This is a genomic window from Heyndrickxia acidiproducens DSM 23148 (genome assembly GCF_000374345.1).
Classification (GTDB): Bacteria; Bacillota; Bacilli; order Bacillales; family Bacillaceae_C; genus Weizmannia; species Weizmannia acidiproducens.
Genome location: NZ_KB893988.1, coordinates 22646 through 35045, shown reverse-complemented (window position 1 = coordinate 35045; position 12400 = coordinate 22646). Strand labels below are relative to the sequence as shown.

The following is a 12400-nucleotide window of genomic DNA, read 5'->3' as shown; positions in this document are numbered from 1 at the left end:
ATCATCTTTTTATGTCCATGTTCGAGCTCACCCTGTATACTGCCTGAAAGTTTAACCAGGCTTTCATTCTGATAAAATGGAGAAACCCAGTTTTTTAATGTCTTGATGAAAGCCAATCACCGTTTCCAATGATAATTGTTCCAGCGTCTTTCCAACATGCTTAAGTTTTTCAATAACTGCTGGCGGGCATGTAATGATATCTACACCGATTCTATCCGCTTCAAATACGTTAAAGACTTCCCGTGTACTAGCCCAAAGCAGTTGTACATTCTTTTTGGCATGACAAATCTCAACCGCTTTCTTCATATAGGGAATCGGATCCACTCCTGAGTCCGCAATGCGTCCGGCAAAAACGGAGACGATGTTTTCCACTTCCGGGTTGAGTGCAGCAACCGTTTCTTCGACCTGTTCCGTTGTAAAAATAGCTGTCACATTTAGGGAATACCCTTTATCTTCCAGCCTTTTAATTAGCGGAATGGATGACTCTCCTTTCGTGTTGGTAATCGGTATTTTAATGAATACATTTTTCCCCAGTGCATGTATTTTTTCCGCTTCTTTCTCCATCGTTTCAAAGTCATCGGAGAACACTTCAAAAGAAAGCGGCAAATCCGGAATGGCTTTGACCACTTTCTCGGCGAATGCGACATAGTCCGTTACGCCTGCTTTTTTCATTAGGCTTGGGTTGGTCGTGAATCCGGACACAAAACCGGTTTTATAAGCGGCCAGCATATCTTGAATCACAGCACCATCTGCATAAATCTTGACATTAACATCTTTTAATTTACCCAACTGCTTTTTCTCCCCTTTTTATGGTCACTCTTCATAAATTGTTTGACACTTTTTTACCTTTAAAATAATATTTTTTATCATAATCATTCACTTGGCGAACCACATGGCATGGATTTCCAACCGCCACACAATTGTCTGGTATGTCTTTTGTTACAACACTTCCGGCCCCGATGACAACATTGTCTCCAATGGTAACCCCCGGCAAAACAGATGCGTTCGCGCCAATCCAAACATTGTTTCCAATAATAACCGGAGCCGTATACTCCTGCTTGTTCAGACGCAGTTCCGGGTCAATACAGTGTCCGGCAGTGTAGATCCCTACATTCGGTGCAAACAAAGCATTGTTGCCGATTTGGATCTTGTTGCAATCCAATAGCGTACAGTTGTTGTTGCAGAAAAAATTCTCACCTATTTCGATATTGAATCCATAATCACAGTGGAAAGGAATTTCAACAAATAAACTTTCTCCTGTTTTTCCGAACAACTTTTTGATAATCCGGGTTCTTTTTTCCATGTCCCGTGGATGACAATGATTGTATTCGTATAAAAGATCCCTGGCTTTAAATCTGCTGTTTAATAAATCTTTTGTCTGATGATACAATCTTCCGGCCAACATATTTTCTAATTGATCGGACATAACAAGCTCCCTTTCAATTCATAATTAGAAACGTTAAATTCCGTTGACTATGTTCAATCAACGGAATTTAAACATCACGGCTCCTGCCGGCATCAAAGGAAGGAAGCCACGGAGAATCCAATCCCGATAAACGCCCGGGACAGACTTTTACCTTTTTTCGCCTCCGTGGACTTCTTAAACTATGAATTTGTTAATTATGATTTAATATTAACGAATTCAAGATCCGCCAGTTTCGCAAAATCTTCTATTTGTTCAGCCGTTACAGCAAGGGAGAATACGGTATGGTGGCCGCCGCCGTTCTCAATCCACTTTTGGACCCCTTCATAAAATCCTGCTTTTGGTGTCCAAATTTGGCGTGCCACAGGCAGATTTGGTGCTGTTTCAGCAGGTTTTTTCCCTTCCACTTCATACATCACCAGTTTAAAATCATCGCCAAAATCTGAAATAGTCAGATCAATGGCATCTCCGTCCGATCCGTCAAAAACAAGCCGGGCCGGGTCTTCGCGGTCGCCAATGCCTAATGGATGGACTTCCACTCTGATTTTGCTGCTTGCCAAAGTTGGATCGACTTCAAGCATATGTGAACCTAAAATTTCCTCATGGCCTTTTACCAAATTGTACGTATAATCTTCCATAAAGCCGGTTTTTTCATTATGGGCCATGATTTTAAGCAAACGATCAAGCGCTGCCGTTTTCCAGTCCCCTTCTCCGGCAAAACCGTATCCTTCTGCATTCAGCCGTTGAACCGCCATGCCAGGGAGCTGTTTCATTCCCCAAAGGTCTTCAAAATTTGTCGTAAATGCGGTGTATCCGCCGCGGTCAAGGAATTTACGCAAAGCAATTTCAATTCGGATTTGCTCTTTGACATGTTCTTCAAAGTATTGGGGATCGTTATCACCTATTACAAACTCATATCTTTCTTTGCACTCTCTATAGGTTGTTTCGATTTCCTGATCTGTAACTGCTTTCATTTCTGCAACGAGATCGCCGATGCCATAGTAATCAACCGTCCAGCCAAACTTGATTTGCGCTTCAATCTTATCGCCATCCGTTACCGCTACATTCCTCATGTTATCCCCGAATCTGGCTACTTTAATGTTAAAACTTTCATTATAGGCAACGGCAACATCCATCCATTTACCAATTTGATTTTGGACATTTTCATCTTTCCAATGACCGACAACGACTTTATTTTTCTTATTTAATCTGGCATTAATAAATCCGTACTCTCTGTCGCCATGGGCGCTTTGGTGCAAGTTCATATAATCCATGTCAATGGTTTTCCACGGAATATGGTCAAGAAATTGCGTTGCCAAATGCAGCAGCGGTTTTTGCAATAATTTTGTCCCTCTGATCCAGTTTTTCGCAGGGGAAAAAGTATGCATCCAGGTGATCACGCCGGCGACATTGTCGTTATAGTTGACTTCTTTCATAACCTGCGTAATATTCTCTGCTGTTGTTGCAACCGTTTTAAATACAACCGGATACGGGAGCTTCCCGCTTGCATTTAATTCATCAATTATTTTAACGGTATCTTCCTTAACTGCGTCCAATGCTTCTTTACCGTATAAATGCTGGCTTCCGACAACAAACCAAAACTCATAATCTTGCATTTTTAACATGTTGTTTTCCTCCCTGAATATTTATTTAGTCTGTCCATAATAGGCATTTTTCCCATGTTTGCGAAGAAAATGTTTGTCCAGAAGATACTGATCCATGCCAATTTGATGCGGGTTCAGCTGCAGCGAGTGATAAGTCATTTTCGCCACTTCCTCCAGAACAACCGCATTGTGCACAGCTTCATGGGCAGATTTCCCCCATGTAAAAGGGCCGTGATCATTCACAAGTACGGCCGGAACCTGATCCGGGTCAATCTGGCGTTTTTCAAAAGTCTCCACAATGACATCCCCGGTTTGTTTTTCATACTCTGTGATGACTTCCTCTTTTTTCATGGCTCTTGTGACCGGGACAGGTCCATAAAACGTATCGGCATGCGTGGTTCCTGCTGCGGGAATATCAAGGCCTGCCTGAGCGAATGAAACAGCCCAGGGAGAATGCGTATGCACGATCCCTTTCATGTTGGGAAAATGATTATAAAGCACGCAATGTGTTGGTGTATCGCTTGACGGATTTAAATCGCCTTCCACTACATTTCCGTCCAGATCGACAACGACCATCTTTTCCGGTGTTAGTTCGTCATAATCGACACCGCTCGGCTTAATCACAAATAAGTTTTTTTCACGATCGATTCCGCTTACATTTCCCCATGTAAAGGTGACCAGATGATATGCAGGCAGCAGCATATTCGCTTCATAAACTTCCTTTTTTAATTCTTCTAACATCTTCTGATCATTCCTTTGATATTAATTTAATCTTCAGGATTTACTTTTTTTGACATGTCACTTCTACGGCGGTTAACCGCTTACAACAAGAATACTATACCAATTGTCAGTATAAGTCAACGAAAAATATATTTGTAAGTATAAATATATTTAGCTGCATTTAAATAAATGTTTATCCAATGGGTTTTGGGGTTGTTTTTACCTCATGTTCTGTCATAAAAATATATGTTTCCAATCTAATATTTTTGCTGTAACCGGATTCTTGCCGGATTTTTCCATTTTTCATACGCTGATACGAAATACCTTAATGATTCAATAAAAGCGCAGAACGCAAGTCATAAAAGCAAAATCAAACCTTTCTTTGTTATAAAAACGGTTAACTGCGTAATTTATACTGATAAATACATTCATGTTGATTTATTGGGATAAATATGCTAGCATGTATTTGCAACGTGAAAACGTTTTACTACTTCTTTAATGGTAACGTTCACAAAAGGAGGCTGCAAGATCCAGCAATACTTTTTGGTAAATATCTTTATATAACATAGTGATTAAAAATTAAGGAGGGAACTTTAATGGTTGGTGAAAAGAAAATCTCGAGCGGCTTTATCTATTTTTTCGGGGCTTTCGGAGGTATTTTATTCGGCTATGATATTGGTGTGATGACAGGAGCCTTACCTTTTCTGGAACATGATTGGAACCTGCAAAACAATGCCGGCGTTATTGGCTGGATAACCTCTGCCGTCATGTTTGGGGCTATTTTTGGAGGCGCTTTAGCGGGGCAACTTTCTGACCGTTTGGGGCGGCGCAAAATGATTTTAATCTCTGCTTTAATTTTTGTGGTTGGTTCAATTTTGTCAGGTATAGTCCCTCATAACGGGCAATATTATTTGATAATTGTGAGGATTCTATTAGGATTGGCAGTTGGTGCTGCTTCTGCACTGGTGCCAGCCTACATGTCGGAAATGGCGCCTGCACGGTTACGCGGACGTTTATCTGGCATTAACCAAACTATGATTGTGTCCGGAATGCTGCTTTCGTACATTGTCGATTATTTATTGAAGGGGTTACCCGAAACATTGGCATGGCGGTTGATGCTTAGTCTGGCAGCCATACCTGCTTTGATTTTATTTATTGGCGTACTAAAATTGCCCGAATCACCACGTTTTTTAATTAAGAACAATAAGCTTGATGAAGCACGCAAGGTATTGAGCTATATTCGTGCTAAAAAAGAAGAAATTGATGCTGAAATCACACAAATTCAAGAAACTGCCAAGGAAGAAAAAAAGGCAAATCAAAAAGCATCATGGGGCACCTTACTCAGCAGTAAATACCGTTATTTAGTGATTGCCGGAGTCGGTGTAGCGGCTTTTCAACAATTCCAGGGCGCGAACGCTATTTTTTATTACATTCCTTTGATCGTGGAGAAGGCAACCGGACATGCGGCCAGTTCAGCGTTGATGTGGCCAATTATCCAAGGGGTTATCCTCGTATTAGGTTCATTAGTCTTCCTGCTGATTGCTGATAAATTTAACCGCCGCACTTTACTGACAGTGGGCGGAACGATTATGGGGCTGTCGTTTATTTTGCCGGCCATTTTGAATTCAATTATTCCCAATGCAAGTCCAATGATGATCGTTGTATTTTTAAGTATCTATGTCGCGCTTTATTCATTCACCTGGGCTCCATTAACATGGGTCATCGTCGGGGAAATTTTTCCGCTTGCTATTCGCGGACGTGCGTCAGGGTTGGCCTCATCCTTTAACTGGATCGGTTCATTCTTAGTTGGATTGCTATTCCCAATTATGACTGCTTCAATGTCTCAAGAAGCTGTTTTCGCGATTTTCGGGGTCATTTGTTTGCTCGGAGTTCTATTTATCAGAATGCGCGTTCCTGAAACCCGTGGACATACCTTGGAGGAAATTGAAAAAATTGGAGAAGCCGGGAAAATCAAAAAGCTTAGAGAAAAAGGTACAAAAGTAGACTTATAAGGTTGGAGGCAGGATGAAATGAACTTAGTGGAAACTTCGAAAGCGATTCAACAAGGAAACGTCTCATTAGGCATCGAACTAGGCTCAACACGCATTAAAGCCGTATTGGTAACGAATGACTTTAACACAATAGCTTCCGGAAGCTACGTTTGGGAAAACAAATTTGAAAGCGGTATCTGGACTTATTCATTAGATGAGGTCTGGGAAGGCATTCAAAGAAGCTATATGCAAATTGCAGCAGATGTTCAGGGTAAATATCATGCAACTTTAACAAAAATCAGCGCAATTGGTGTAAGCGCTATGATGCACGGATATTTGGTTTTTTCAAAGAATAATACTTTACTAACCCCTTTCAGAACATGGCGTAACAATATGACTGAACAAGCTGCTGATGAGTTGACTGAACTGTTTCAATTCAATATCCCGCAGCGATGGAGCATTGCACATCTCTACCAGGCCATTTTAAACAAAGAACCGCATGTAAATGACATTCAATTTATGACTACCTTGGCTGGTTATGTCCACTGGAAATTATCCGGAGAAAGGGTTTTAGGAATCGGAGATGCTTCTGGCGTTTTCCCAATTGATGAAGTGGCTGAAACTTTTAATACAAGCTTTCTTGACAAATTTGAGTCCCTTGAAAATGTTGCGCATTATCAATGGAATATCCGCGATATCCTGCCCAAAGTTTTAAAGGCTGGTGATCACGCAGGAACATTGACCCGTGAAGGTGCTAAGTTACTGGATGTTAATGGAAATCTTCAAGAAGGCAGTATAATGGCTCCGCCTGAGGGTGATGCCGGAACTGGTATGATTAGTACGAATAGTGTTCGCAAACGAACGGGAAATATATCAGTCGGAACATCTGCTTTTTCGATGGTTGTACTTGATAAACCATTGAAAAAGGCTTATAGAGATATTGATATTGTCACAACGCCAAATGGTGCGCCAGTAGCAATGGTTCACATTAATAATTGTTCCTCTGATATTAATGCATGGGCAAATATATTTAAGGAATTTGCTGAACGTCTTGGTATAGATTTGAAAATGGATCGTTTATATGAAACGTTATTCCTGGTTTCTGCTAAAGCCGATCCTGATGCAGGCGGGTTAATCAATTACAGTTACTTATCCGGCGAGAATATTACCAAAATGCCTGCCGGGCGCCCGCTTTTTGTCAGAAAACCCGATAGTTCGTTTACACTGGCAAACTTTGTTCAAACTCAATTATATGCTGCATTTGCACCGCTTAAAATTGGAATGGATATTTTGAAAAATGAAGAACAAATCAGTACAGATGTCATGATTGCGCAAGGCGGCCTGTTTAAAACGCCAGTCATTGGCCAGCAAATTCTTGCCAATGCTTTGAATACGCCAATTACGGTGATGAGCACAGCTGGTGAAGGCGGCGCTTGGGGTATGGCAGTATTAGCTGTTTATGCTCAATACGGGAATGAACAGCAGAGTTTGGAAGACTTTTTAGATCAAAAAGTGTTTACCCATCCCGAAAGTATGACTTTAAGTCCGGAGCCTGAAGGGGTTTCAGGATATGAAGCCTTTATTAAAAAATATCAAGATGGGTTACCAATTGAGTCAGTGGCAGTTCAGTCCATTTCCTAACGAAAAGAGTACCGGAAGAATAAAAAAATAGAACAATCCTAAGGGCTTGCCGAATAAATTGACGCAAGCCCTTAGAATTTATTATTGGATTTTTTTATAGTAACTAAATGGGCATGTTATTACCCAATAAGCCAACTTTAAGGTGTTTTTTCTTTGAGTTAATGAATCGTTCTTACAGAGTCTCTTTCAATCAATTCCGGCTCATATATTTTTGATGTAACCGGTTGTTTATTTAGCATATCGATGATCATTTTACCGGCATCAAGCCCCATTCTTTCCTGCGGATGGCGAATGGTTGTTAAACCCGGATTGATAAATTTCGAAAATTGATAATCATCAACACTGATAATGGAAAGATCCTCAGGAATTTTCAAACCGATTTCTTTCACAAAATTGATCACTTGAAACGCTAACTGATCGTTATAGCAAACAATTGCAGTCGGGGCAAACTCGGGTCGTTTCAGGCTTGTATGAAGCTTTTTAAACATGTTAATTTTATTTTCTTCCGTCTGATACATCATGATTTCACTCATATTTGAGATCTCAGGATGGTCCTGATAGGCTTTGATATAACCTTTCATTCGAAGAACCCCCTGTTTATCGTCAACCTTAAATATACCAGCAATTTGTTTGTGCCCCCGGGAGATTAAATAGTTTGTAATCATTTCCCCGGTCTTTTCATCATCCATGATTAAATAAGGAATATCCATATCATCATAGACAGCATTAATAAACAGCATAGGAATGCCCATTGACTTGATATTATCGTAAATCCCTTTGTTGGCGTTATTCAGCGCACTTCTTGTTGGTTCAATGATTAATCCGGATAACTCATTTGATAATAAATTGGTTAAGCTTTTCCGTTCCTTCTCCGGGTTGTTTTGTGTATTGGCAATCAGAATGGAATACCCGTAGTTTGATATATAATTATCAATTCCTGTAATAATATTTGGGAAAATATAATCCGCTATGTGGGTTGTGATCAGGCCGATTGTCTTATTTTTAATAGCAGACTTAGGCTTTTCTTTCCAATTATCGACAAATATTCCGCCGCCTTGAATGCGATAAACAAAATTTTCCTTCTCCAGTTCATCAATTGCATGCCTTACTGTGAAACGGCTCACATGATACATCTCCATGAGTTCCGATTCAGTGGGCAGTTTCTCACTTACCTTGTACTCTTCTGATAAGATTTTCTCTCTAATATCCTGCTTAATTTTTTCATACTTTTTGGTCATGTTTGATTCCCTTTAATAAATTTTTTGATCATAAAAAACCTGCATCATATTTAATAATCATAACATACTTCCCTTCTATCAAAAAACAAAAATCAGGCTCTTATACGTACGATCATGCCATCCTTATACATTTCAACGCATAACAAATTTAATTTGTTGACATTCATACGGATCAATTATATGATGAAAACGTATACAACAAAACAAACCCTCATCATTTTGGAGTAGAAAAAATTTACTTTCCTATGCGAATAAACAGGCTTTTACCAGTGCGGTGATCGACTATATCGCTGCAAAAGAAAGAAGGATGCATGATGATTACGCAAGAAGAATTGAAAAGCGAATGGGGCTCTCTTACAAAGTACACGGTTGACAACGGCGATGGATACGCCTTTTCCTGTGTAAATTATGGCGCGGCGCTGACATCGCTGACAATGCCGGACAGTTCCGGATATTCCAGTAATATTCTGCTGCAATTCGCGCGTCCTGACTCTATGTATAATGATCAAACCTACTTTTTTGGCAAAGCAATCGGAAGAGTAGGCGGCAGGATCAAGGATGGTTCTTACCGGTTAAATGGCCATCCATACCAACTGCCCCAAAATGAAGGAACGAACACGCTTCACGGTGGTGCCAACGGTTTTCACCATTTATGGTGGCATGCCAAAACCATTCATAACGGCATTGAGTTTACACGTGAAATCACACGAGAAGATGACGGATTTCCAGGAATATTGAAAACCTCCATTACTTACAGATGGGGAGAAAATCATCAGTTTCACATTGAATTTAACGGGTTTAATGATTCAGATGAAGCCACTTTATTTAATCCAACGGTTCATAGTTATTTCAATCTTAACAATGATAAAACACGTGGACTTGTCTGTCATGAGCTGAATATGCATGCCAATCGGGTTGCTGAGCTTGGAAATGACTTGATTCCAACAGGCAAACTGTTTGCGGTTGACGGCACGCCCTTCGATTTTCGGCAATCACAGACATTGGACAAAATGATTGAATCCGTCAAAAAAGACGGTTTCACAGGGTATGACCACCCTTTTCAAGTTTCCGGGCCTTTGATTGCAACACTAAAGAATACAGAAAATAGGCGCCGTGTTGATTTGTATTCAGACCGAAACGCCTGTATCCTGTATACGCTGAATGCGATCGGCAAACCTGAAAGCGTGAATGGAGGGGCAGATCTGAAACCCTTCATGGCTGCCGCGCTTGAACCGCAAACATTACCTGATGCTGTCCATCATCCGGATTTTGGAAATATTATATTACAACCGCATCAGGAACAGTCCTATCATATCGTGTATGCCTTAGCAGTGGATGCTTGATTTCCCCACTGCAAAAATCTATCTTTTCGATATGCAGCGCAGTGAATGCTCTTTAGAATCATAAGTTAGTAAAAGGCCAATGATGGTTTCCCGCCATCATTGGCGAAATGGCTTGGTCAAGATAAGCGGATCACACGCTGGTTGCGGCTGCCGCGGAATGTTAGACTCAAATCCCGCTGTTCGAGTATAAACGGGCCGTCAACGAGACAATCGCAATAGCCCAGCAGTTCAAGCTTATCCGGGTCATTGGATGTGCGCAGCTGTTCAATTGTATAGCCGGTGTATGCCCAAATATTTTTCCCCTTTTGCTTCAGTTGCTTCGCCAGTTTGCACGCTTCTTCTGCCTGGAAAAATGGTTCACCGCCTGATAAGGTGACATTTGTTAAAGGATTGCTTGCGGCTTCCTCCACCACTTCTTCTACTGTCATTTCCGTTCCGTTGTTGATATTCCAGCTTGCAGGGTTATGGCAGCCTTTGCAGAAGTGCGGGCAGCCTGCAAAAAAGATCACCGTGCGCAAGCCTTCCCCGTCGACGACCGAGTCGTGGAGTATATTCATAATCCTCATTGGTGCTTCACTCTTTCCTTTTCTTCCGCAAGTTTTGCTGAATTCCATCTTTTCATATCCCCGACCAGATAACCGGTAATCCTTCTGATCCGCTCAATCTTATTATCATCGGCATTATGGCAGACCGGGCATTCCGTATCAATGATTCCCGAAAAGCCGCAGCAGCCGCAGCAGTCAACAGGGTGATTGATTGCGCCGTAGCCAACCTGATTTGCTGCCATGGCTTTTACTAAAGTATCCATTGCGGGGATGTTTTTCGAAACATCTCCGTCACATTCAATATAGGTAATATGGCCGCCGTTACAAAGCGCATGGAAAGGGCCTTCTTTCCTGACTTTATCAATCGCTTTAATCGGGTAATAAACCGGAATATGGAATGAATTGGTGTAATAGTCGCGGTCTGTTATACCTGGAATCTTCCCGAAAACTTTTTGGTCCGCCCGCGTAAACTTCCCGGACAGACCCTCGGCAGGTGTGGCGATCAAAGAGAAATTCAAATCATAAACTTCGCTGGCCTGATCCATTTTTTCACGCAGATGGCTGACAATCCGGTAGCCCAATTGATAGGAAGCTTCCGATTCGCCATGATGGCTGCCTGTTAGCGCAACAAGTGCTTCGGCAAGACCGATGAAACCGGCGCTCAATGTACCGTGTTTTAACACTTCCCCGACTTCATCATCCGGGTGAAGGGTTTCACTGTCTTTCCAAATCTGCTGTCCGTATAAGAAAGCAAAGTGTTCCGCCCGCTTTTTCCGTTGAAATGCAAACCGCTCCAGTAATTGTTGAATGGTGATGTCAATATAGCGATCCAACATTTCAAAAAAGTTGTCCGTGCAATTTGCCATTAGTGCAATTTTGACTAGGTTAATCGAAGTAAAAGACAGATTCCCGCGGCTGATGCTGTTTTCATCGCCGTGCCGGTTTCCCATGACACGCGTACGGCATCCCATATAGGCCACTTCAGATTCCGGTGTGCCGTTATAGTATTGAAAATTAAACGGGGCATCAATAAAACTGAAGTTTGGAAATAAACGTTTTGCCGTCGTTTCAAGCGCCAGTTGATACAAATCATAATTGGGGTCTCCCGGATCAAAATTCACCCCTTTTTTCATTTTAAAAATTTGAATTGGAAAAATAGGCGTCTCCCCATGGCCCAAACCGGCTTTTGTTGCCAGGAGGATATTTTTAATCAGCAGGCGCCCCGCTTCCGACGTATCGGTGCCGTAGTTAATGGACACAAACGGCACCTGGCCGCCCCCGCGGGAATGCATGGAATTACAATTATGGATAAATGCCTCGCACGCCTGGTAAACATCGCGGTCTGTTTCTTTCCAGGCGATTTCTTCCATTTCCTGATCTGTATATAAAGTGGAATAGGTACGCAGGCGGCTGAGATTTTTTTGGAACGTTTTATGTACATAGGGTTCAAGGTCATAGTCAAATGCCGGATAACTCTGGCCGCCATGCTGCATATTTTGGTTGGCCTGAAAAATAATCGCAGCCAGGGCCATGGCACTTGTGATATCACCTGGCTCCCGCATAAATCCGTGTCCGGTATTAAATCCCCCCTTTAACACTTTCCCCAGCGGGATCTGGCAGCAGGTTGTTGTACCCATCGGCAAAAAATCAAGATCATGCGGATAGATGAAATTTTCATCTATCGCCTGCCTTACCTCTTCACTGATCATGTTTTGTTTCGCATAAGATTTGGCGGCTTCTGAAGCCATTTTTGAAGCCTGCCCCATTGGCGAATTGCCGTCAACATTGGCATTTTCCTGAATCAGATCATGATTGTTCCCGTAAACGATCTCATCCAGTGCATGTAAAGGGAAACTTTTATCGCTCCGTGTGCTTGTTTTCATCGATTATCTCTC

Annotated in this window: 10 protein-coding genes; 3 read left to right on the top strand and 7 right to left on the bottom strand. The window is 41.7% G+C overall.

Annotated elements, in window-relative coordinates; all coding sequences use genetic code 11:
- Window positions 1-63 precede the first annotated feature (63 nt).
- The 4 genes from C232_RS0106820 to C232_RS0106805 form a co-directional block, all read right to left on the bottom strand.
- Window positions 64-789 carry a transaldolase gene (locus tag C232_RS0106820; protein ID WP_018662668.1) on the bottom strand — a complete coding sequence of 242 codons (726 nt, stop codon included), beginning with the start codon at window positions 787-789 and terminating at the stop codon, window positions 64-66.
- Window positions 790-820: 31 nt separating this feature from the next.
- Window positions 821-1426: a sugar O-acetyltransferase gene (locus C232_RS0106815; protein ID WP_018662666.1), complete on the bottom strand. Its 606-nt coding sequence runs from the start codon at window positions 1424-1426 to the stop codon at window positions 821-823.
- A 194-nt stretch (window positions 1427-1620) separates the two neighbouring features.
- Window positions 1621-3048 carry an L-arabinose isomerase gene (gene araA / locus C232_RS0106810; protein ID WP_018662664.1) on the bottom strand — a complete coding sequence of 476 codons (1428 nt, stop codon included), beginning with the start codon at window positions 3046-3048 and terminating at the stop codon, window positions 1621-1623.
- 21 nt (window positions 3049-3069) lie between these two features.
- Window positions 3070-3768 carry an L-ribulose-5-phosphate 4-epimerase gene (locus C232_RS0106805; RefSeq protein ID WP_018662662.1) on the bottom strand — a complete coding sequence of 233 codons (699 nt, stop codon included), beginning with the start codon at window positions 3766-3768 and terminating at the stop codon, window positions 3070-3072.
- A 575-nt stretch (window positions 3769-4343) separates the two neighbouring features.
- Between C232_RS0106805 and C232_RS0106795 the strand changes: the two genes are divergently transcribed.
- Together C232_RS0106795 and C232_RS0106790 are read left to right on the top strand one after the other, a co-directional pair.
- Window positions 4344-5759: a sugar porter family MFS transporter gene (locus tag C232_RS0106795; protein WP_018662658.1), complete on the top strand. Its 1416-nt coding sequence runs from the start codon at window positions 4344-4346 to the stop codon at window positions 5757-5759.
- Window positions 5760-5777: 18 nt separating this feature from the next.
- Window positions 5778-7379: a xylulokinase gene (locus C232_RS0106790; RefSeq protein WP_018662656.1), complete on the top strand. Its 1602-nt coding sequence runs from the start codon at window positions 5778-5780 to the stop codon at window positions 7377-7379.
- 158 nt (window positions 7380-7537) lie between these two features.
- On the opposite strand, the gene C232_RS0106785 is transcribed toward C232_RS0106790, so the two are convergent.
- Window positions 7538-8617 (bottom strand): GntR family transcriptional regulator, encoded by a 1080-nt coding sequence (locus tag C232_RS0106785; RefSeq protein WP_018662654.1) that lies wholly within the window; start codon window positions 8615-8617, stop codon window positions 7538-7540.
- Window positions 8618-8931: 314 nt separating this feature from the next.
- On the opposite strand from C232_RS0106785, the gene C232_RS0106780 reads away from it, so the two are divergent.
- Complete coding sequence (locus tag C232_RS0106780) at window positions 8932-9960, top strand: aldose epimerase family protein (protein WP_018662652.1); 1029 nt, start codon at window positions 8932-8934, stop codon at window positions 9958-9960.
- 116 nt (window positions 9961-10076) lie between these two features.
- Here C232_RS0106780 and nrdG read toward each other — a convergent pair whose 3' ends face one another.
- Together nrdG and C232_RS0106770 are read right to left on the bottom strand one after the other, a co-directional pair.
- Window positions 10077-10526, bottom strand: a complete 450-nt coding sequence (nrdG, locus tag C232_RS0106775; RefSeq protein ID WP_018662651.1) for an anaerobic ribonucleoside-triphosphate reductase activating protein — start codon at window positions 10524-10526, stop codon at window positions 10077-10079.
- Window positions 10523-12388, bottom strand: coding sequence for an anaerobic ribonucleoside triphosphate reductase (locus C232_RS0106770; RefSeq protein ID WP_018662650.1), 1866 nt, complete (start codon window positions 12386-12388; stop codon window positions 10523-10525). The genes nrdG and C232_RS0106770 overlap by 4 nt, the downstream gene beginning before the upstream one ends.
- Window positions 12389-12400: the final 12 nt, after the last annotated feature.